The 20,404-nt window shown below is 72.0% G+C and carries 17 protein-coding genes; 8 read left to right on the top strand and 9 right to left on the bottom strand.

Annotation, left to right across the window (positions count from 1 at the left end):
- Window positions 1–99 precede the first annotated feature (99 nt).
- Together ACYVK7_RS23455 and ACYVK7_RS23450 are read left to right on the top strand one after the other, a co-directional pair.
- Complete coding sequence (locus tag ACYVK7_RS23455) at window positions 100–699, top strand: type III secretion system chaperone family protein (RefSeq protein ID WP_357463199.1); 600 nt, start codon at window positions 100–102, stop codon at window positions 697–699.
- Window positions 696–1,262: a type III secretion system chaperone family protein gene (locus ACYVK7_RS23450; protein WP_460890137.1), complete on the top strand. Its 567-nt coding sequence runs from the start codon at window positions 696–698 to the stop codon at window positions 1,260–1,262. Before ACYVK7_RS23455 ends, ACYVK7_RS23450 begins: the two co-directional genes overlap by 4 nt.
- Before the next feature lie 45 nt (window positions 1,263–1,307).
- Here ACYVK7_RS23450 and miaB read toward each other — a convergent pair whose 3' ends face one another.
- On the bottom strand, window positions 1,308–2,948 hold the full coding sequence (gene miaB / locus ACYVK7_RS23445; protein ID WP_460890136.1) for a tRNA (N6-isopentenyl adenosine(37)-C2)-methylthiotransferase MiaB: 1,641 nt from the start codon (window positions 2,946–2,948) through the stop codon (window positions 1,308–1,310).
- Window positions 2,949–3,146: 198 nt separating this feature from the next.
- On the opposite strand from miaB, the gene ACYVK7_RS23440 reads away from it, so the two are divergent.
- The 4 genes from ACYVK7_RS23440 (at window position 3,147) to ACYVK7_RS23425 (ending at window position 6,541) form a co-directional block, all read left to right on the top strand.
- Complete coding sequence (locus ACYVK7_RS23440) at window positions 3,147–3,902, top strand: amino acid ABC transporter ATP-binding protein (protein WP_460890278.1); 756 nt, start codon at window positions 3,147–3,149, stop codon at window positions 3,900–3,902.
- Window positions 3,903–3,967: 65 nt separating this feature from the next.
- On the top strand, window positions 3,968–4,813 hold the full coding sequence (locus ACYVK7_RS23435) for a glutamate ABC transporter substrate-binding protein (RefSeq protein WP_460890135.1): 846 nt from the start codon (window positions 3,968–3,970) through the stop codon (window positions 4,811–4,813).
- A 142-nt stretch (window positions 4,814–4,955) separates the two neighbouring features.
- Window positions 4,956–5,645: an amino acid ABC transporter permease gene (locus tag ACYVK7_RS23430; RefSeq protein WP_460890134.1), complete on the top strand. Its 690-nt coding sequence runs from the start codon at window positions 4,956–4,958 to the stop codon at window positions 5,643–5,645.
- Window positions 5,642–6,541 carry an amino acid ABC transporter permease gene (locus tag ACYVK7_RS23425; RefSeq protein WP_460890133.1) on the top strand — a complete coding sequence of 300 codons (900 nt, stop codon included), beginning with the start codon at window positions 5,642–5,644 and terminating at the stop codon, window positions 6,539–6,541. Before ACYVK7_RS23430 ends, ACYVK7_RS23425 begins: the two co-directional genes overlap by 4 nt.
- Before the next feature lie 94 nt (window positions 6,542–6,635).
- Here ACYVK7_RS23425 and ACYVK7_RS23420 read toward each other — a convergent pair whose 3' ends face one another.
- The 3 genes from ACYVK7_RS23420 to ACYVK7_RS23410 form a co-directional block, all read right to left on the bottom strand.
- Window positions 6,636–7,268 (bottom strand): regulatory protein RecX, encoded by a 633-nt coding sequence (locus ACYVK7_RS23420; protein ID WP_460890132.1) that lies wholly within the window; start codon window positions 7,266–7,268, stop codon window positions 6,636–6,638.
- Between the two features lie 34 nt (window positions 7,269–7,302).
- The gene (gene recA, locus ACYVK7_RS23415; RefSeq protein WP_460890131.1) at window positions 7,303–8,520 is read right to left on the bottom strand and encodes a recombinase RecA; all 1,218 of its coding nucleotides are present in this window, start codon (window positions 8,518–8,520) and stop codon (window positions 7,303–7,305) included.
- A 231-nt stretch (window positions 8,521–8,751) separates the two neighbouring features.
- Window positions 8,752–8,988 carry a DUF3046 domain-containing protein gene (locus ACYVK7_RS23410; protein WP_460890130.1) on the bottom strand — a complete coding sequence of 79 codons (237 nt, stop codon included), beginning with the start codon at window positions 8,986–8,988 and terminating at the stop codon, window positions 8,752–8,754.
- A 73-nt stretch (window positions 8,989–9,061) separates the two neighbouring features.
- Between ACYVK7_RS23410 and ACYVK7_RS23405 the strand changes: the two genes are divergently transcribed.
- Window positions 9,062–14,176 (top strand): DEAD/DEAH box helicase, encoded by a 5,115-nt coding sequence (locus tag ACYVK7_RS23405; RefSeq protein ID WP_460890129.1) that lies wholly within the window; start codon window positions 9,062–9,064, stop codon window positions 14,174–14,176.
- On the opposite strand, the gene ACYVK7_RS23400 is transcribed toward ACYVK7_RS23405, so the two are convergent.
- The gene (locus tag ACYVK7_RS23400; protein ID WP_460890128.1) at window positions 14,142–14,912 is read right to left on the bottom strand and encodes a DUF998 domain-containing protein; all 771 of its coding nucleotides are present in this window, start codon (window positions 14,910–14,912) and stop codon (window positions 14,142–14,144) included. The two genes, ACYVK7_RS23405 and ACYVK7_RS23400, sit on opposite strands and share 35 nt — an antisense overlap.
- Window positions 14,913–15,113: 201 nt before the next feature.
- Here ACYVK7_RS23400 and ACYVK7_RS23395 point away from each other — a divergent pair, with 201 nt between their 5' ends.
- Window positions 15,114–15,911, top strand: coding sequence for a DNA-formamidopyrimidine glycosylase family protein (locus tag ACYVK7_RS23395; protein ID WP_460890127.1), 798 nt, complete (start codon window positions 15,114–15,116; stop codon window positions 15,909–15,911).
- Window positions 15,912–16,015: 104 nt separating this feature from the next.
- On the opposite strand, the gene ACYVK7_RS23390 is transcribed toward ACYVK7_RS23395, so the two are convergent.
- The 4 genes from ACYVK7_RS23390 to ACYVK7_RS23375 all read right to left on the bottom strand — a co-directional run bounded on the left by ACYVK7_RS23390 (window position 16,016) and on the right by ACYVK7_RS23375 (window position 20,374).
- On the bottom strand, window positions 16,016–16,369 hold the full coding sequence (locus ACYVK7_RS23390; RefSeq protein WP_116674556.1) for a helix-turn-helix domain-containing protein: 354 nt from the start codon (window positions 16,367–16,369) through the stop codon (window positions 16,016–16,018).
- A gap of 247 nt (window positions 16,370–16,616) precedes the next feature.
- Window positions 16,617–17,138, bottom strand: coding sequence for a CinA family protein (locus ACYVK7_RS23385; protein ID WP_460890126.1), 522 nt, complete (start codon window positions 17,136–17,138; stop codon window positions 16,617–16,619).
- Window positions 17,135–17,725, bottom strand: coding sequence for a CDP-diacylglycerol--glycerol-3-phosphate 3-phosphatidyltransferase (gene pgsA / locus ACYVK7_RS23380; protein WP_460890125.1), 591 nt, complete (start codon window positions 17,723–17,725; stop codon window positions 17,135–17,137). The genes ACYVK7_RS23385 and pgsA overlap by 4 nt, the downstream gene beginning before the upstream one ends.
- A 45-nt stretch (window positions 17,726–17,770) precedes the next feature.
- Entirely contained in the window at window positions 17,771–20,374 is a 2,604-nt protein-coding gene (locus tag ACYVK7_RS23375) for an FtsK/SpoIIIE family DNA translocase (protein ID WP_460890124.1), read from the bottom strand.
- Window positions 20,375–20,404: the final 30 nt, after the last annotated feature.

Raw genomic sequence — 20,404 nt, 5'->3', positions numbered from 1 at the left:
AGCAGGAGGCCCGGTCTCTGGCCGTTCCGGGGAGATTCCACCCCCTTTCTCCCGCGATGGACGCAGCGGGGGACGGGGTCGGGCAGGTACTGTGGTCAGGTGAGGTTCTTCGGGTCACGACGCCGTAACACGGCGGGCGACGGCGACCGTGCGGCCACCGGCCCGCAACAGCCCGAGCCCAAGGAACTCGACGACGACGAGCTGCGGGCACAGGTCGAAGGCGTTCTGCTTCGGGAGCTGACCGGTGGTCTCGACGATCCTTCTTCGCTGCCTGAGCCGCTCACGCGCGATCGTGTGGTCGAGTGGCTGGGCGAGAACGGGTTCAGCTACTTCGTGGACTCGGAGGGCGATGTCGGCGGGCTGTGGCACGGCTGGCTCTTCTACTTCCTGATGGTGGGCGAGAGCTCCGAGGTGCTCCAGGTACGCGGACAGTGGCACCGCGACCTCACCATCGAGCGGCTCGAGGAGATCCTGGAGCTCTGCAACGAGTGGAACGCCGAGCGCATCTGGCCCAAGACGTACGTCCGGGTCCGGGACAACGGCGCCGTGCTCGTGTACACCGAGGTCACGGTCGACCTGGAGCACGGCGTCACCGAGGACCAGCTCGACCAGCTCCTGCAGTGCGGGCTGACCACGGGCTCCATGTTCTTCGAGCACCTGGACGAGACGTTCCCCGATCCCCTGAGGTCGGCGCCATGAGCCCGGCTCTCGGTGGAGGCGGCGCCGGCCGCTGGCTCGCGCGGCTCCTGAATCCGCGCCCGCCGGCGGCGCGGCGCTCCTCCGGCACGCAGACCCGGACGATCGCGGGCGTCCAGATCGAGAAGCCTCGTCCGCTGACCACCCAGCGCGTGGGCGATGACCTCTCGCGCCGCGGCTACCGGTTCCGCATCGACGACGACGGCGACGTCACCGGCACCTGGGACGGCAACCGCTTCTGGTTCCTGCTGCTCGGCGAGCACGCCGAGATCCTGCAGGTGCGCGGCCGCTGGGCGGGCACGCTGCCCGCCGGCGCGCGGCTCGCCGTGCTGCAGGCCGCCAACGACTGGAACCGTGAGCGCATCTGGCCCAAGGTCTACACGCGTGAGGAGGCGGCGGGGCTCGCTCTGTACGCCGAGGTCTCCGTGGACTTCGAGCACGGCGCCACCGAGGACCAGCTGGCCCAGACGGTGTCCTGCGGGCTGGTCACGGCCAGCCAGTTCTTCTCGACGGTGGCGTCGCTGGCCCCGCCGTCGGACGCAGAACCGGGCGCCCCGGAGAAGTAGCGCGCGCCGCGTGGTCGTGGGCGATCCCGCCCACGACCGAGCGGGTCAGGCGTGGCGGAGGGTCGGCAGACCCAGCGACACCGGCCCCGAAGGAGCCGGTGTGCCGTGGGAGTGCGTGTCCTCACCGCCGCCGAGGCGCACCTTCTCGCGCTCGGCCCAGGCGTCGCCCGAGCGGGTGCGCCGCACCACGAGCGGTCCGGTGGCCACGGGGTCGGCGATCAGGTGGTGCGGGGCGGCCTTCGTGACGGTCGCGGTCACCACGTCGCCGGGCCGCGGCAGGCCGTCGGGCACGACGGCGGACAGGCGTGGGTCGTCGAGGCTCACCGGGGCGCCCGTGAGGTCGAGCGCGCCGTCGTCCGGGCCGGCCGACGGGCGGGGCAGGCCGAAGTGCACCAGACGGTTGTCCTCCGCGCGCCCCGAGAGGCGGTGCATGGCACCGTCCTTCTTGCCGGACCCTTCGGCGACCAGGACCTCGAGCGTGCGACCCACCTGCCGTTGCGCCTCCTCCGCGCCGATCCGCTCCTGCAGCGCCAGCAGGCGCTCGAAGCGCTCCTGCACCACTGCCTTGGGCAGCTGGTCGGCCATGGTCGCGGCGGGCGTACCCGGGCGGGGCGAGTACTGGAAGCTGAACGCCGAGCTGAACCGGGATGCCTCGACGACGCGCAGCGTCTCGGCGAAGTCCTCCTCGGTCTCGCCGGGGAAGCCGACGATGATGTCGGTGGTGATCGAGGCGTCGGGCATCGCGGCCCGCACGCGGTCGAGGATGCCCAGGAACTTCTCGGAGCGGTAGGAACGACGCATCGCGCGCAGGATCCGGTCGGAGCCGGACTGCAGCGGCATGTGCAGCTGCGGCATCACGTTCGGGGTCTCGGCCATGGCGGCGATGACGTCATCGGTGAACGCGGCGGGGTGCGGGGAGGTGAACCGCACCCGCTCCAGGCCCTCGATCCGGCCGCACGCGCGCAGGAGCTTGGCGAACGCGCCGCGGTCACCGAACTCGACGCCGTAGCTGTTCACGTTCTGCCCCAGCAGCGTCACCTCGATGGCCCCGGCGGCGACGAGCGCCTCCACCTCGGCGAGGATCTCGCCCGGGCGCCGGTCGCGCTCCTTGCCACGCAGGTGCGGCACGATGCAGAAGGTGCACGTGTTGTTGCAGCCCACGGAGATGCTGACCCAGCCGGCGTAGACGGACTCGCGCTTGGTCGGCAGCGTGGACGGGAAGACCTGCAGGGACTCGGCGATCTCCACCTGGGCCGCCTCGTTGTGCCGGGCGCGCTCCAGGAGCACCGGCAGGGCGTCGAGGTTGTGCGTGCCGAAGACGACGTCGACCCACGGCGCCTTCGCCACGATGTCGCCGCGGTCCTTCTGCGCCAGGCAGCCGCCGACGGCGATCTGCATGCCCGGCCGCGCCGCCTTGATGCTGGCGAGCTGGCCCAGGTTCCCGTACAGCTTGTTCGCGGCGTTCTCGCGGACGGCGCAGGTGTTGATCACCACGACGTCCGCGGCGTTGGCCGCCTCGTCCTGGCTGGACGCCCGCTGGTAGCCGGCTTCCTCGAGCATGCCCGCCATGTGCTCGGAGTCGTGGACGTTCATCTGGCAGCCCAGGGTGCGCACCATGTAGGTGCGCGGCGGCTGCTCCGGCGCGGCGGCGGAGGGCAGGACTGGGGTGAGGGCGGTCGTGGACATCGAGTCGATTTTACGGCCCCTGTCGAGTCGCGCAGAACGGCGGCGCCGCCCCTCATTGCGGACATCTGTTACCGAACCGTTGTGTCGCCGTGACTTGTCGACTTGGCTCAGGAAACATCGGATCGTTAGGTTCAAGGGATGGACCAGAGCACCTCGACCACCGGCCAGCCGGCGGCCGACGACACCGCGGACGCTCCGATGCCGGAGGACGCCCTCGGCGCACCCCTCGTCGAGCTGAAGCACGTCAACAAGCACTTCGGCCCGCTGCACGTGCTGCAGGACATCGACCTGACCGTCCGCAAGGGTGAGGTGCTGGTCGTGATCGGCCCCTCGGGCTCAGGCAAGTCCACCCTGTGCCGTGCCATCAACCGCCTCGAGACCATCGACGACGGCAGCATCGCCGTCGACGGCAAGACCCTGCCCGAGGAGGGCAAGGCCCTCGCGCAGCTCCGTGCCGAGGTCGGCATGGTCTTCCAGTCGTTCAACCTGTTCGCGCACAAGACGGTGCTCGACAACGTGACGCTCGGCCCGCGCAAGGTCCGCGGGATGAGCAAGCAGGCCGCGGAGGAGCAGGCTCGCAAGCTGCTCGATCGCGTCGGGGTCGGTAACCAGGCGGGCAAGATGCCCGCGCAGCTGTCCGGTGGCCAGCAGCAGCGCGTCGCGATCGCGCGCGCCCTGGCGATGCAGCCCAAGGTGATGCTCTTCGACGAGCCGACGTCGGCCCTCGACCCGGAGATGGTCAACGAGGTGCTCGACGCCATGGTGGCGCTCGCCCACGAGGGCATGACGATGATCGTCGTGACCCACGAGATGGGCTTCGCCCGCAAGGCCGCCGACCGCGTGGTCTTCATGGCGGACGGTCAGATCGTCGAGGAGGCTGCCCCCGAGGAGTTCTTCACGGCACCCAAGAGCGAGCGGGCCCGCGACTTCCTCTCCAAGATCCTCACTCACTGATCTTCCAGTGGTTGATCCCAGTCAAGGGATCCGGACCGGATCCCGCACTTACCCGAAGGGGAATCATGCGTAAGCACACCATGGGGCTGCTGGCGACGGCGGCAGCGTCTGCTCTCGTGCTGTCGGCCTGCGGCAGCGCAGAGGTCGGCGGCGAGCCGGAAGGCGGCGCGACCGAGGACGGCGGCGGCATCACGATCGGCATCAAGTACGACCAGCCGGGCCTCGGCCTGCAGGACGGCGCGGAGTTCACCGGGTTCGACGTCGACGTCGCCCGCTACGTCGCGCAGGAGCTCGGCTACAGCGAGGACCAGATCACGTTCCGCGAGACGCCCTCCGCCAACCGCGAGAGCATGCTGCAGAACGGCGACGTCGACATGATCTTCGCGACGTACTCGATCACGGACGACCGCAAGGAAGTCATCGACTTCGCCGGCCCGTACTTCGTCGCGGGCCAGGACCTCCTGGTCGCGGCCGACAACACCGACATCACCGGCCCGGAGGACCTGGAGGGCAAGAACCTCTGCTCGGTCACCGGCTCGACCTCGGCCGAGAAGATCAAGACCGACTACGCCGAGGGTGTCCAGCTGCTGGAGCGTCCCGGCTACGCCGAGTGCGTCACTGCCCTGTCTGCCGGTCAGGTCGACGCGGTGACCACGGACGACATCATCCTCGCGGGTCTCGCCGCGGCGAACGGTGACGGCAACCTCAAGGTCGTCGGCAACCCGTTCTCCGAGGAGAACTACGGCGTCGGCCTCCCCAAGGGCTCCGACCAGTGCGAGCCGATCAACGAGGCGATCACCAAGATGATCGAAGAGGGCGCGTGGGAAGAGGCAGTGGCCGCCAACACCGAGGGCGCCGACTACACCCCGAACGCGGACCTCAACCCGCCGACGCCGGACGCCTGCGCCTGACGTCCTCATCGCAGTGCACGCGGGATCGCGTCCGGCCTGACCGGCGCGATCCCGTTCGCTGCGGGGACGGCACTCCTGCCGTCCGCGACCTGACCGACCGGGGCGGGCCCTCAGGGGCAGCGCCTCACCCGAAAGGTGACCCGTGAACGACTATCTGTCCGGGCTCGGCGCGCTCCTGGAGCAGTACGACGTGCTCGGGGCGTTCTGGACCAACATCCAGCTGACGTTCTGGGGCGCGTTGTTCGCCCTGGTGATCGGCACCGTGCTCGCGCTGATGCGGATCTCCCCCGTTGCCTCGCTGCAGTGGGCCGGCGCCGCGTACGTGAACGTCTTCCGCAACACCCCGTTGACGATCATCATGACCTTCCTGGTCCTGGCCGTCTGGACCCAGCTCCAGGTCAGCCTGGCCGCTGACTTCAACGCGAACTTCTTCCGTCTCGCCGTCGTCGGCCTGGCGGTCTACCACGCCGCCTTCGTGTGCGAGGCCATCCGCTCGGGTGTGAACACCGTGCCCCTGGGGCAGGCGGAGGCAGCGCGCGCGATCGGCCTGTCGTTCCTGCCCGCCGCCCGGCTGATCATCCTGCCGCAGGCGTTCCGCGGTGCCATAGCCCCGCTGGGCAACACGCTCATCGCCCTGCTCAAGAACTCGACGGTCGCCGCGGCCGCCAGCGTCTCCTGGGAGACCGCCTCCACGATGAAGACGATGATCGAGTTCAATGCCAACTATCGATGGGAGATCTTCGGGTTGTTCGCCATCGGCTACGTGATCCTGGTGATCCCCATCGGCCTCCTGACCACCTGGATGTCCCAGCGCCTGGCGGTGAAGCGATGAGCACCTCCGTCCTCTTCGATGCCCCCGGACCGCGCTCACGGGCCTGGATCCGTTCCTGGAACGTGCTGGGCGCCCTGCTCGCGATCGGCCTGGTCGCCTGGGTCCTGCTGCAGCTCGACGCCAAGGGGCAGCTGTCCTCGGACCTGTGGGAGCCTGCGCTCTCGGCCCGCACGTGGCAGTACTACCTGGTCCCTGGCCTGGTGAACACCCTGCGGGCCGCCGCGTTCGCGATCGTCGGGTCCATCGCCTTCGGACTCGTCTTCGGCATGGGCCGCCTCTCGCAGCTCGCGCCCGTGCGCTGGGTCTGCGGCGTGGTGGTCGAGTTCCTGCGCGCCGTGCCCGTGCTGCTCATGATGGTGTTCTTCTACGGGCTGTTCGGCGTCGTCCTGCCGGGTGTGTCGGACAAGGCGTTCGTCGCCGTCGTCGTCGCACTCATCCTGTACAACGGCTCGGTCATCGCCGAGCTCGTGCGGTCCGGTGTGGGCAACCTGCCCAAGGGGCAGGGTGAGGCCGGCCTCGCGATCGGCCTGACCGAAGGCCAGACACTCAGGTCCGTCCAGCTTCCCCAGGCTCTCGTGGCCATGCTGCCCGCCCTGGTCTCGCAGGTCGTCGTGGTGCTGAAGGACTCCGCGCTCGGGTCGATCATCGGCTCCAACGAGCTGCTCCGGAGCGGTCAGATCGTGTCGTCGGGCGACGGGAACCCGCTGCAGGTCCTCATCCTCGTTGCCGTGGTGTTCATCCTGATCAACTGGGCGCTCACCGTCGTGGCGCACCGGCTGTCCAGGCTCCTGTCCAGCCGCACGTCGGGCCTCACCGACGAAGGCCCCGGCATCGGCAACCCCACGGTGGTGGCCGGCGGCGCGGGCGGTCCCGTCGGAGCAGGTGGCCCCGCCTGACCGGGCGCGGACGTAGCGTGATCGGTAAGAAGGTCAGGTGGTCGGTAGCTCGGGCTACCGACCACCTGACCTTTTGCCGACGCCTGCGTCCGCCTCAGTCCTCCGCGTAGCCGAGGTCGTCCGTCTCCTCGCCCTCCGCTGCGAGCGCGTCACGGACCAGCTCGAACGCCAGCCCGGGCGCGTAGCCCTTCCGTGCGAGCGAGCCGACAGCGCGACGGACCCGCACCTGCCGGTCGAGACTGCGCGTGCGGGTGACGAGCTTGGTGGCCAATTTCGCGCCGGCGACCCGCTCGTCGTCGGAGTCGAGCTGGTCCAGGGCCACCGTGGCCGTGTCCTCGTCGATGCCGCGCCGGCGCAGCTCTGCCGCGATGCCGCGGCGGGCCAGGCCTCGCTCGGCGTGCCGGGTGCGGACGATGGTCTCGGCGTAGGTCGCGTCGTCGACCAGGCCCACCTCGTCGAACCGGTCGAGCACCTGCACGACGACGTCCTCCGGGTAGCCCTTACGGGCCAGCGACTGCTCGAGCTCGCGGCGGGAACGCTGCGCCGCCGTGAGGATCCGCAGAACTACCTCGCGAGCCTTCTCGACGGCCTCGTCCCGACTGATCTGACCCGATTCGAGGCGCTCCGCGACCGTCTGGCGGGGTGCCCGGTCGGCGCCGCCGCGACGGCCACCACCGTTCGCCCGGCCATCATCGCGGGCAGCCGGACGGCCCCGACGCTTCCCCACGCCGGGACCATCCGCTGGATCACCGTACTGCACGTCAGAACGGCGCCTTCTCGGCGGCCGCCTCCGCCTTCTCCGCGGTCTTCGAAGCAGCCGGCTTGGTGGCCTTCGACCGGGTGCTGGTCGACTTCGTGGCCTTGGCCGTAGCGGTCGTCCGAGACGACGAGCTCGCTGCGGCCACGGTGCCCGTCGCCGGGGTCGTGTCCGTGGCTGCCGGGCTTGTCGCCGCCGCACCGCCGTCGGCCGGCGCATCGACCTTGGGGCCCACGCCCAGCTTCTCCTTGACGCGCTTCTCGATGTCGTTGGCGAGGTCGGGGTTGTCCCGCAGGAACGACCGTGCGTTCTCCTTGCCCTGACCGAGCTGGTCACCCTCGTAGGTGAACCACGAGCCCGACTTGCGCACGAAGCCGTGCTCCACGCCCATGTCGATGAGGCCGCCCTCGCGGGAGATGCCCTGCCCGTACAGGATGTCGAACTCCGCCTGCTTGAACGGCGGGGCCATCTTGTTCTTGACGACCTTGACCCGGGTGCGGTTACCGACCGCGTCGGTGCCCTCCTTGAGGGTCTCGATGCGGCGGATGTCGAGGCGGATCGACGCGTAGAACTTCAGCGCCTTGCCACCGGTGGTGGTCTCGGGCGAGCCGAAGAACACACCGATCTTCTCGCGGAGCTGGTTGATGAAGATCGCCGTGGTCCCCGACGAGCTGAGCGCGCCGGTGATCTTGCGCAGGGCCTGCGACATGAGGCGCGCCTGCAGGCCGACGTGGCTGTCGCCCATCTCGCCCTCGATCTCGGCCTTGGGCGTCAGCGCGGCGACGGAGTCGATCACGATGATGTCGAGCGCACCCGAGCGGATCAGCATGTCCGTGATCTCCAGCGCCTGCTCGCCCGTGTCCGGCTGCGAGACCAGGAGGGCGTCGGTGTCGACACCGAGCTTCTTCGCGTAGTCCGGGTCCAGCGCGTGCTCGGCGTCGATGAACGCCGCGATGCCACCCTGGCGCTGCGCACTGGCCACCGCGTGCAGCGCGATGGTCGTCTTGCCCGAGGACTCGGGTCCGTATACCTCGACGACGCGGCCCCGGGGCAGGCCGCCGATGCCGAGCGCCACGTCGAGGGCGATCGCGCCGGTCGGGATCACCTCGATGGGCGCACGCGTCTCGTCGCCGAGGCGCATGACCGAGCCCTTGCCAAAGCTGCGGTCGATCTGAGCGAGGGCCGCTTCGAGGGCCTTGTCGCGATCTGCTGGTGCGGGCATGTGCAACACCTTCGGTTTCGGGGCGCTCTGTGCGCCGGTATGGATGGCTCGGTACGTCGTTGCCGACCGTACGCGGAGCCACTGACACGAACGCCTTCTCCGGCCGCCGCCTGTGGACGACGTTCCGAAATCCGTGCCTGTGGTCAGAGTCTAGCCGAACGCCTGTTCGAGGCAAGGCACGACACATCGGCGTGTCGCGGGACATCTCGCCGGCCCTGGCACCGAGCCCGCTCAGCGCCGGGGAGGCGGCGCCTGCCGGTACTTGTCCTTGCCCCACCGCTCGGCGTCGGGTACGTCCAGCGCGTCGCACAGCGCGTGCCACACGTCGCGCGGCTCGTCACCGTCGTCGAGCGCGGCCGCGGGGGTCCGGCCGTCCAGCGCGGGCAGCACCTGCTCACGCGCGAGCGCCCGCCCGTAGGCGGGGCCGAAGACCTCGTCGACCAGCTGCCAGAAATCCCGTTCGCGCACCCGGCAACCCTACGTCGCCGGGAGCGGGCCCCGAGAACCGGCCGGTGTCAGTGGTCGGGGACAGAATGGGTCCATGCCGACGCCCGACGACCCGCTCTCCCGGTTCGGACCCGCCACCCGCACGTGGTTCACGGGAGCGTTCGCGCAGCCCACCGCCGCCCAGGCCGGCGCGTGGGACGCCGTGGCGCGCGACCAGCACGCGCTCGTGGTCGCGCCGACCGGGTCGGGCAAGACGCTCGCGGCGTTCCTCTGGTCGATCGACCGGATCATGTCGGCACCCCCGCCCGAGGAGCGGTCCCACCGCTGCCGGGTGCTGTACGTGTCGCCCCTCAAGGCCCTCGCGGCCGACGTGCAGCGCAACCTGCGCTCCCCCCTCACCGGCATCCGGCAGGCCGCGGCACGGGACGGCATCTCGGTGCCGGACGTCACGGTCGGCATGCGCACCGGGGACACTCCGGCGAGCGAGCGGCGCTCGTTCGCCACCCGGCCTCCGGACATCCTCGTCACCACGCCGGAGTCCCTGTTCCTCATCCTCACCTCGTCGGCCCGCGCCGGTCTCGCCGGCGTCGAGACGGTGGTGCTCGACGAGATCCATGCCGTGGCGGGCACCAAGCGTGGTGCGCATCTCGCCCTGAGCCTCGAACGGCTGGACGCGCTGCTCGACCGCCCGGCGCAGCGCATCGGCCTGTCGGCGACGGTCCGCCCGGTCGAGGCGGTCTCCGGCTTCCTCGGCGGCGGGCGCTCCGGCGGATCGGCACGCGAGGTCGCCGTCGTGCAGCCGCCTTCCCACAAGGAGTGGGCCATCGACGTCGTCGTGCCCGTCCCTGATCTCGCCGACCTCGACAGCGCCCCTGCGACCGGCCCGTCCGACGGCGCGGCACCACCGGACGGCACCGGCGACGACGAGATCGACCTCTCGGGCGAGGCCACGCGCCCGCTGCGCCGGGCGTCGGTCTGGCCGCACGTCGAGGAGCGGGTGGTCGACCTCGTGGCCGACCACACCTCGACCATCGTCTTCACCAACAACCGGCGGGGCGCCGAACGCCTGACCGCCCGCATGAACGAGGTATGGGCGCAGCGCCAGGGCCTTGACGTCGCCGACCCGGCCAGCACGTGGGCCGCACTGGTGCCAGGGCAGTCGGGGACCAGCGCAGGCCTCCCTCGGCCGGCCCCCGGACAGCGCGGACTGCCCGAGGCCGTGCCCGGCCGGGACACCGGCCAGGACGAGACGCTCCTGGCGCGGGCCCACCACGGGTCGATGAGCCGTGCGGAACGCACCCGTACGGAGACGGAGCTCAAGGAGGGCCGGCTGCCCGCCGTGGTCGCCACGTCGTCCCTGGAGCTCGGTATCGACATGGGTGCGGTGGACCTGGTGGTCCAGGTCGGCGCACCGCCGTCGGTAGCCAGCGGCCTGCAGCGCATCGGCCGGGCCGGCCACCAGGTCGGCGCGGTGTCCAAGGGCGTGGTGTTCCCGATGTTCCGCGGCGACCTGGTCCCGGCCACCGTCATCGCGCAGCGCATGCGAGCCGGCGAGATCGAGCACATGCACGTGCCGGCCAACCCGCTCGACGTCCTGGCGCAGCAGGTGGTCGCGGCCCTCGCCGTCGACGACTGGGCCGAGGACGAGCTGCTCGCCCTCGTGCGGCGCGCCGCGCCCTTCGCGCACCTCGGCGACGCGACGTGGCGCGCAGTGCTCGACATGCTCGCCGGCCGGTACCCCAGCGAGGACTTCGCGGAGCTGCGTGCCCGCATCACCTGGGACCGCGCGACGGGCATGCTGCGGGGCAGGCCCGGAGCGTTGCGCCTGGCCGCCACGAGCGGCGGCACCATCCCGGACAAGGGCGCCTACGGCGTGTTCCTGGCGAACGACGGGGCCACCGGGGACACGCCGGGCGACGCCCTCACCGATGCCGTGACCGGTGGCACGGCCCGCACGCGCGGCGGCAAGCGGGTCGGCGAGCTCGACGAGGAGATGGTCTACGAGTCCAGGGTCGGCGACACGTTCACGCTCGGGTCGAGCACGTGGCGCATCCAGGAGATCACCACCGACCGGGTGCTGGTCACCCCCGCCCCCGGCCTGCCCGGACGGCTGCCCTTCTGGAAGGGCGACGCCCCGGGCCGCCCGGCCGAGCTCGGGCGTGCGGTCGGCGCGTTCGTGCGGGAGGCCGACGCCGCCCTGGCGGCCGACCCCGAGGCCGGGCGCAAGCACCTGCGCGACGGCGGGCTCGACGCCTGGGCCGCGGACAACCTGGCCGCCTACCTCAGCGAGCAGCGGCTGGGCACCGGCCGCGTGCCGGACGACCGCACGGTCGTCGTGGAGCGGTTCCGCGACGAGCTGGGCGACTGGCGCGTGGTGATCCACTCGCCGCTCGGCGCGCGCGTGCACGCGCCGTGGGCCCTGGTGATCGCCGCTCGGCTGCGGGCCCGCTTCGGCCTCGACGTGGCAGCGATGCACTCGGACGACGGGATCGTGCTGCGGCTGCCCGACTCCGGCGGGGGCTGGGAGGGCGACCCGTGGGAGGTCGGCGCGGACACCGGCCGGGACACCGGCCGGGAGGCCACCCAGCAGGCGCAGCACACCCCCGGCCAGGTCGCCCTCGACGACCTGCTGCTCGACCCGGACGAGGTGCTCGGCGCCGTGCGGGACGAGCTGGGCTCGTCCGTGATGTTCGCCGCGCGGTTCCGGGAGGCGGCGGCGCGGGCCCTGCTGCTCCCTCGGCGCCGGCCGGACAAGCGGCAGCCCCTGTGGCAGCAGCGGCAGCGGTCCGCCCAGCTGCTGGAGGTGGCCAGCCAGTTCCCGGATTTCCCCATCGTGCTGGAGGCCGCGCGGGAGTGCCTGCAGGACGACTTCGACGTCGCGGCGCTGGCCGACCTCATGCGGGAGATCGTCGGGGGCGGCGTGCGCGTCGTCGAGGTCACGACCCCGACGCCGTCCCCGTTCGCCCAGTCGCTCCTGTTCGGCTACACGGCGCAGTTCCTGTACGACGGCGACGCGCCGCTGGCCGAGCGCCGCGCGGCGGCCCTCTCCCTCGACCCGGAGCTCCTCGCCGAGCTGCTGGGCGACCAGGGCACGGCGGACCTGGCGGACCTCCTGGACCCGGGGGCCGTCGAACGGACCGAGGCCGAGCTGGCCGGCCTCGCACCGGACCGGCAGGCCCGTGACGCCGAGGGCCTGTGGGACCTCCTGCGCCGCACCGGGCCGCACCCGCTCGCCGCCCTGGAGGCACGTACCCGCGACGAGGCCCGGCACGCCGTCGGGCACTGGCTCGACGAGCTGGAGGCGACCCGCCGCGTCATCCGGGTCCGGTTCGCCGGCCAGGAGCAGTGGGCGGTCGCCGAGGATGCCGGCCGGCTGCGCGACGCCCTCGGTGTGGCGCTGCCGGTGGGTATCCCCGAGACGTTCACGGAGCCCGTGCCGGACCCGCTGGGCGACCTGCTGCGCCGCCACGCCCGTACGCACGGCCCGTTCGGCGCGCCGACGGTCGCTCAGCGGTTCGGGCTCGGTGTGGCGGTCGTCGCGCACGGGCTGGCCCGCCTGGAGGCCGACGGCGTGCTCGCGCGCGGCAGCCTGCGACCCGGCCCGCTCGGCGGCACGGGCGACGAGTGGTGCGATCCCGGGGTGCTGCGCCTGCTGCGGCGACGTTCGCTGGCGGTGCTGCGCTCCGAGGTCGAGCCCGTCGAGCAGGAGGCCCTCGGGGTCTTCCTGCCCCGCTGGCAGAACGTCTCCACGGGGCTGCTGCGCGGCGCGGACGGGCTCGTGCAGGCGATCGAGCAGCTCGCCGGTGCGGCGGTCCCCGCGTCGGCCCTGGAGTCCCTGGTGCTGCCCGCGCGGGTGACCGCCTACTCCCCCGCCCTGCTGGACGAGCTGACGGTCGCCGGCGAGGTCCTGTGGGCCGGCCACTCGCGGCTGCCCGGGTCGGGCGGCGGCGACGGCCTGGTCTCGCTCCACCTGGCCGACGGCGCCGGGCTCACCCTTCCCCCGCCGGAACCGGTCGAGGAGGGGAGCCCGCTCGACTCCGACCTGCACCGGGCAGTCCTGGAACTGCTGACCGGTTCCGGTGGCTTCTTCCTGGCGCGGGTCGCCGAGCTCACCGGTGCGGAGCCGCAGGCGGTGCTCGAGGTGCTGTGGGACCTGGTCTGGGCCGGGCACGTCACCAACGACGGGCTCGGCGCCCTGCGCGAGCGGGTCAGTGGCGGGGGCGCCCATCGTGCGCCACGGACCGCCGCACGCGCCCGGCCGGTGCGGCGCTCACGGTTCGCGGTGTCGCCGGGGCGCCCCGCGTCGGCGCTCCGCGCCGGGTCGACCGTCCCGGGCGGCGGGGGCCGCTGGGCGGCGCTGCCCGCGCGCGAGGCCGACCCCACTGTGCGGGCCCACGCGCTGACCCAGGTGCTGCTCGAACGACACGGCGTGCTCACCAGGTCCGGCGCGGGAGCCGAGGGCGTCGGCGCCGGCTACCGCGACGTGTACCGGGTGCTGTCCGGCCTGGAGGAACGTGGCGCGGTACGGCGGGGGTACTTCGTCGAGCACCTGGGCGGCTCGCAGTTCGCGCTGCCGGGTGCCGTCGACCGGCTGCGGGTCGACGCGCAGGACCGCGCCCGCGTGGTCGAGGCTGAGCTGGAGGCCGCCGAACGGACGGCCGCCGTGGCGGCCGGCTCCGCCACGAGCGCCACGAGCGCCACGAGCGCCACCGTGGTGCTCGCCGCGATGGACCCCGCCAACCCGTACGGGGCGGCGCTCGCCTGGCCGGCCGGCCCTGGCACCGACCGCCCGGTCGACGGCAACGGTGTACCTGGCCGCGGAGGGGACGGGACGCCGTCCATAGTCGTCGCGGGTGACCAGGACGGGGAACCGACGTCGGGCAGAGGCCCGGGGACCAGGGCCGCTACCGCGCACCGGCCGGGCCGCAAGGCCGGTGCCGTCGTGGTGCTCACCCACGGTGATCTCGCGCTGTTCGTGGAGCGGGGTGGGCGCACGGTGCTGTCGTTCACCCAGAACCCCGCGCGGCTCGCGGTCGCCGCCGCGGCGCTGGCCCGCGCGGTCCGCGAGGACCGGCTGGGCCGGCTGGTGGTCCAGCGCGTCGACGGCGTACCCGCCCTGGAGGCGGCACGGCACCATCCGGTGGCGCGCGCGCTCGTGGAGGCGGGTTTCGCGGTCACCCCACGAGGTCTGCGGATCGCGGTCCGCTGAGCGCGAGGGCCGGCTCGATCTCGGCCATCTCCTGCCCGCCGATCACCGCCGTCAGGGGCTCCGTGCCGAGCCCCTCACGGTCGATGGTCGCCGCGAGGAGGAAGAGGTAGCCGATCATGATCACGAAGCCGACGCGCTCGATCAGGCCGAAGGCCATGATCCCGGAGTCGGCGAGGAAGACCAACGACAGGTGCACCACGAGGAACAGGCCGACCACCACGCCCAGGGCGATCGCCGCCGTCCGCAGGCCGCGTGGGAGCGCGGACCGGGGCTGCGGGATCGACCGCTCCAGGCTCAGGCCCACGACCGGGAGCACGCAGAACGCCGCTGCCGCGCTGACCCGATGGATCGTCGCGGACAGGGTCACCGCGGTGCCGGGCGGGTCGGTCGGGAACGCACCGACCAGAACCATCGCGACGGCGAAGAGGATCATCGCGACGGCGGGGACCGGCCCGACGGCCAGCCCGGCGCGATACATCCGCACCGTGAGGATCAGGCCGAGCAGGGCCATGACCAGGCCGCCCGCCAGGATGAGTTCGCCGCCGCCGGGCACGAACGCGTACCAGCTGATCGGGTCGAGCACGGGGTCGACGGCCGACGCGCCCACCACGTGCGCGGCGGCCATCGGGAGCAGGGCCGTCGCGCCGAGCCAACCGACGGTGCGCGCGCTGCGGGGGTCTACGGGTACTGGCGGCAATTCGGGATGTCTCCCCAGGTCAGCGTCTGCGACGGTCATGAGATAAGAGTCCTGGAGCGGGCGCTCAGAATCCATCCGGTATTCCCCCGGTTACGCCAGCAGATCTCTGGGGGCTGTCCCCCATAGGCCCCGCGCGGCCGAACCTGAAGCAGGTCCACGTGCACGGGTGATATGCCGGTTGTGCGGCCTCGCTCGGCGAGGCGCACACTACGCTGAAACCCCACGACGAGGGGAGCATACGTGCCAGAAGGCGATGTTCTGCGTCTCACCGCCGAGCGCCTCACCGCGGCGCTGCGCGGCCTGCCGCTCGTCCGTGCGGAACTGCGCTGGCCCAGCGCCGGGGCCGCGAACCTGACCGGCACCACCGCCCTGGAGACCAGCGCGTACGGCAAGCACCTGCTGACCCGGCTCGACGACGGGCGCACCCTGCACACGCACCTGCGCATGGAGGGGCTCTGGAAGGTGCACCGCACGGGCTCGCGCGACGCCTCGGCCCGCAACCCCGCGATCCGTGCCGTGCTCGCCACGGACGCCTGGACGGCCACCGGGTGGCACCTCGGGATGCTCGACCTGCTGCGCACCCACGACGAGCACCGCATCCTCAGCGGGCTGGGCCCCGACGTGCTGGGTGCCGACTTCCCCACCGCGGGACTGTCCGACGCCGCGGCGCGGCTCGTCCGCGAGCCGGACCGGCCGCTCTGCGCGGCCCTGCTGGACCAGCGCACCGTCGCGGGTATCGGGACCATCTGGATGGCCGAGTCCTTGTTCGCGCGTCGGCTGTTCCCGTGGGCGCAGGCCGGGGCGCTGACCGACGAGGAGTCCCACGACCTCCTGCGCACCGCAAGGCGGCTGATGGAGCGCAGCGTCGCCGTGGGACGGGCCCGCGGCCTGGGCGCCGTCGAGATGCACGCGCACGGCAGGGCGGGCCGCCCGTGCCACCGCTGCGGCACGCCGATCAGCGTCGGATCGGCGAACGAGAAGCCCTACGAGCGTCCGGTGTTCTGGTGCGCGACCTGCCAGGCACCCGGCTCGAGATAGCACCGGAGACAGAACCAGGGCGGGACCCCCGCATCGGGGGTCCCGCCCTGGTTGTCCGTCGCCGCGGTGCTACCGCACCACGACTCCGCCTCGAATGTGCCGGCTCAGCCGACCGGTGCCAGATCCGACTGCGCGACCTCTCGCCGCGCTGCGGTCCGGTCGCCTCCCCTGGCCAGGAGCCCGGCGACGAAGTCCGCCGGGATGGTGTCCGGGATCTGGAATCCTTCAGCCACCGCCACGCGGTCGCTCACCTCACGCAGGACCAAGGACAGCGGCACGTCGAGCGCCTCGCAGATGGAGCCAAGAAGCTCGGACGACGCCTCCTTCTGCCCTCGCTCCACCTCACTGAGGTACCCCAGCGACACTCGCGCCGCCGACGAAACCTCGCGCAGGGTGCGCCCCTGACGCTGCCGCGTGTCACGCAGCACGTCTCCGATTTCTCGCCGTAGTACGACCATCTCGCGCCCCCTTTCAGTGCCTGTCCCTGAACTCGCGCCCTGTCCTGTCTGGACCGGACGTGCCTTGCGTGTGGTGCGCCCTCCGTGCGCGGAGTTCGTTCTACCGTACCCCGTGCTCGAAGGGTTCTTGCGCCGGCTCCGGGTGGTCGGCCTGTTCATGATCACACCGGGACCAACGTCGTGGATCTGAGCCTTGTTCCCGGAGCCCGCACCCGTCAAGCCCTGTGCAAGATTAGGCCAAGAAGTTTCACATGTCTGTAACTTCACGAAATTCGGTGGGGGGTGTGTCGCGGTTTTCACCCAGTGCCTCGCTGACGAGCGTGAACGCCAGCTCGAGCACGCCGCGGGCAGCGTCACCGATCACCTGGGACCGCTCGCCGTCGAGGTCCAGCCGGTGCACCTCGGAGGCTACCGGCGTGCTCACTGCGACGAAGACCACACCCGGCCCTTGACCGTCCTGGGGATCCGGCCCCGCGACCCCGGTGGTCGCCAGACCGACGTCGGCCCCCGTGACCCTGCGGGCACCCGCCGCCATCTGCGCGGCGACCGCCTCGTCGACTGCGCCCCGCTCGGCGAGCAGGTCGGCGTCCACGCCCAGCAGCTCCGCCTTCAGGTCCGTGGCATAGGCGACCACACCGCCGCGCAGCACTTTCGACGCACCGGGCACCGCGACGAGGGACGCCGTGACGAGCCCGCCCGTCAGCGACTCGGCCACTCCGATGCTCCACCCCCGCACGGCCGCCTCGGCCAGGAGGCGCGACGCCGTCATCGGCTGGACGCCTCGGCACGCGCGTCGCGGCGGATCTTCCAGCCCTGGTACGCGTAGTCGAGGCCCGTCACGACCGTCAGGACGAACGCGGCCAGCAGCACGACCCAGGCGAGCACCGTGAACCACTCGAAGCCGTCACGCGGCAGCAGGAACATCGCGATGGCGACGGACTGCAGTACCGTCTTGAGCTTGCCGCCGCGCGACGCCGGCATCACCTCGTACTTGAGCATGCCCATGCGCATGACCGTGATCCCCAGCTCGCGCACCAGGATCACCACCGGGATCCACCACGGCAGCTCGCCGAGCGGGATCCACAGCAGGACCAGCGCGGCGCCGATGAGCAGCTTGTCGGCGATCGGGTCGAGCAGCTTGCCCAGGTCCGTGATGAGCCCGCGCGACCGGGCGAGGTAGCCGTCCACCTTGTCGGACACCGCCGCGACCACGAAGATCGCCGTGGCCACGAGACGCCACGTCGGGTCGTCCCCGCCGTCGACGAGGAGCGCCCAGGCGAAGAACGGGACCATGGCGATGCGAATCATCGTGACGATGTTCGCAATGTTCCAGGGCGACGGAGCGTCGGTGACCATTGCTCCAGCCTAGCGGCGGTTCACCCCCCGTCCGGACGGGCCAGGTCAGCGCAGCGCGTCGGCGTCGTCGTGGTAGTCCGTGGCGACGGGGGGCATGTGCCCGTCCGTCCCCTCCGCGTACTGGTCGGCGGCGGCACGCGCGGTGTCGTCCGCTCCACGCTCGGGCTCCGCCTGGTCGTAGACCTGCGGCGGCTGCTCACCACGGATGAGCGCGAGCGCCGACGGCAGCTCGTCGGCCACCACGAGCACGTCGCGGGCCTTGGAGCCCTCGGAGGGCCCCACGATCTCGCGCGACTCCAGCAGGTCCATGAGGCGGCCCGCCTTGGCGAAGCCCACACGGAGCTTGCGCTGCAGCATGGACGTGGAGCCGAACTGGGTGGTGACGACGAGCTCCGTGGCCTGCAGCAGCAGGTCGAGGTCGTCGCCGATGTCCTCGTCGACCTGCTTCTTCGCCGCGGCGGGCGCGGCGACGTCCTCGCGGTACACGGGCTTGAGCTGGCTCTTGACGTGCTCGACGACCTCGTGGACCTCGGACTCGGTGACCCACGCGCCCTGGACACGCATCGGCTTGGCGGCCCCCATGGGCAGGAAGAGCGCATCACCCTGGCCGATGAGCTTCTCGGCCCCCGGCTGGTCCAGCACGACGCGGGAGTCCGTGACCGACGACGTCGCGAACGCGAGGCGCGACGGCACGTTCGCCTTGATGAGCCCCGTGACGACGTCGACGGACGGACGCTGCGTCGCGAGCACGAGGTGGATGCCCGCTGCGCGCGCGAGCTGGGTGATGCGCTGGATGGACGCCTCGACGTCGCGCGGGGCGACCATCATCAGGTCGGCGAGCTCGTCGACGACCACGAGCAGGTACGGGTACGGCGCGATCTTGCGCTCGGAGCCCGCCGGCGGCTTGACCTTGCCGGCCCGGACCGCCGTGTTGAAGTCGTCGATGTGCTTGAAGCCGAACAGCGCCAGGTCGTCGTACCGCGAGTCCATCTCGCGCACGACCCAGTCGAGGGCCTCCGCCGCCTTCTTGGGGCTCGTGATGATCGGGGTGATCAGGTGCGGGATGCCCTCGTAGATCGTGAGCTCGACGCGCTTGGGGTCCACCAGGATCAGGCGCACCTGCTCGGGCGTGGCCCGCATCAGGATCGAGGTGATCATCGAGTTGATGAAGCTCGACTTACCGGCGCCGGTGGCACCCGCCACGAGGATGTGCGGCATCTTCGCGAGATTGGCGACCACGTAGCCGCCCTCGACGTCCTTGCCGACACCCATCACCATCGAGTGCTCGGTGCGGCGCGCGGCGCCGGAGCGCAGCACGTCGCCCAGCACGACGGTCTCGCGGTCGGTGTTCGGGATCTCGATACCGATCGCGGACTTGCCCGGGATGGGCGAGAGGATGCGCACGTCGGCGCTCGCCACCGCGTACGCGATGTTGTTGGACAGTGAGGTGATGCGCTCGACCTTGGTCTTGGCGCCCACCTCGACCTCGTACCGGGTGACCGTCGGACCGCGGCTGAAGCCGGTGACCTTGGCGTCGACGCCGAACTGCTCGAACACTCCCGTGAGCGACTCGACCACCCGGTCGTTGGCGGCCGACCGCGCCTTGTGCGGCGGGCCCTGCACCAGCAGGTCCTCGTCGGGCAGGAGGTAGACGGTGTCGCCCTCGAGCATGGGCTGCACCCCGCGCGGCATCGGCTCGCTGCCCTGCGGCGGCCCCAGCCCGTCGCCCTTGCCGCGCTCGCCGTCCGGCCCGAGCACGCCGGGTCCGATGGCGGGAGCGCCGGTGACCTTGCCGGCCGACTCGCTGGTCGGGATGCGCTGGGTGGTGAGCTTGCCCGCCTTCGCGGCGCGCTCTGCGGCCTCGACCTCCGCGGCCTTCTCGAAGGCCTCGTCGCCCACGAACCCGGCCAGGCGCTCCTTCTCCGCGGCGATCTCCTGCTTGGTGCGGCGCTTGCGGCGCTTACCGGTGGGCGCCCCGTCGTGCGCCGAGACGCCCTCGGCGAGCGCCAGTCCGTCCTTGTCCGTGGCCTGGGGCTCGCTGTGGTTGCCGGTGAGCCGGTCGTACAGGCCGCGCAGCCGTGCGGGGATCCGGTGCACGGGCGTCGCCGTGACGATGAGGACGCCGAAGAACCCGGCCAGGACGTACAAGGGGATCGCGAACCACTGCGTCAGGCCGGTGACCACGGGGGTGGCGAAGAGGAAGCCGATCACACCCCCGGCGTCCTGCACCGGGGTGAAGCCCTCCGCCGGCGAGGGGAGGTCGGCGCTGATGTGCACGAGGGAGCAGGTGGCGACGACCAGGAAGCTGAGCCCGATCGCCACGCGACCGTTCTGCTGGGCGCGCTCCGGATGGCGCATGACCCGGAAGGCGAGCCAGACGAGCAGCACGGGCAGCGCGACGCCGGCCACGCCGAACGTGCCGGCGACCACCGCGTGCACGCCGTCGCCGAAGGGTCCGTCGATGCCCCACCACTCGCGCGCGGCGACGATCACCGCCACCGCGAGGAGCGCGAAGCCGACGCCGTCGCGCCGGTGGTCCGGTTCCAGTTCCTGCCCTCCCTGCTGCTCTGCCTGCTGCGTGCCCCCGGACGCGTCCTGCGCGGTCCGGGGCCCGGCGGCACGAGTCGCGCCGCCCACGGCGTGCGCCATACCCATCCACAGCCCGCGCAGCGCGCGGAC

The sequence above is a fragment of the Promicromonospora xylanilytica genome, from assembly GCF_054782895.1.
This window is presented reverse-complemented; position numbering and strand designations above follow the sequence as displayed.

What these genes read in the sequence shown, in the direction of transcription:
- ACYVK7_RS23450 (WP_460890137.1), top strand. Translation starts at nt 696, where the DNA reads ATGAGCCCGGCTCTCGGTGGAGGCGGCGCCGGCCGCTGGCTCGCGCGG.
- miaB (WP_460890136.1), bottom strand. Translation starts at nt 2,948, where the DNA reads ATGTCCACGACCGCCCTCACCCCAGTCCTGCCCTCCGCCGCCGCGCCG.
- ACYVK7_RS23440 (WP_460890278.1), top strand. Translation starts at nt 3,147, where the DNA reads ATGCCGGAGGACGCCCTCGGCGCACCCCTCGTCGAGCTGAAGCACGTC.
- ACYVK7_RS23435 (WP_460890135.1), top strand. Translation starts at nt 3,968, where the DNA reads ATGCGTAAGCACACCATGGGGCTGCTGGCGACGGCGGCAGCGTCTGCT.
- ACYVK7_RS23425 (WP_460890133.1), top strand. Translation starts at nt 5,642, where the DNA reads ATGAGCACCTCCGTCCTCTTCGATGCCCCCGGACCGCGCTCACGGGCC.
- recA (WP_460890131.1), bottom strand. Translation starts at nt 8,520, where the DNA reads ATGCCCGCACCAGCAGATCGCGACAAGGCCCTCGAAGCGGCCCTCGCT.
- ACYVK7_RS23405 (WP_460890129.1), top strand. Translation starts at nt 9,062, where the DNA reads ATGCCGACGCCCGACGACCCGCTCTCCCGGTTCGGACCCGCCACCCGC.
- ACYVK7_RS23400 (WP_460890128.1), bottom strand. Translation starts at nt 14,912, where the DNA reads ATGACCGTCGCAGACGCTGACCTGGGGAGACATCCCGAATTGCCGCCA.
- ACYVK7_RS23390 (WP_116674556.1), bottom strand. Translation starts at nt 16,369, where the DNA reads ATGGTCGTACTACGGCGAGAAATCGGAGACGTGCTGCGTGACACGCGG.
- ACYVK7_RS23385 (WP_460890126.1), bottom strand. Translation starts at nt 17,138, where the DNA reads ATGACGGCGTCGCGCCTCCTGGCCGAGGCGGCCGTGCGGGGGTGGAGC.
- pgsA (WP_460890125.1), bottom strand. Translation starts at nt 17,725, where the DNA reads ATGGTCACCGACGCTCCGTCGCCCTGGAACATTGCGAACATCGTCACG.
- ACYVK7_RS23375 (WP_460890124.1), bottom strand. Translation starts at nt 20,374, where the DNA reads ATGGCGCACGCCGTGGGCGGCGCGACTCGTGCCGCCGGGCCCCGGACC.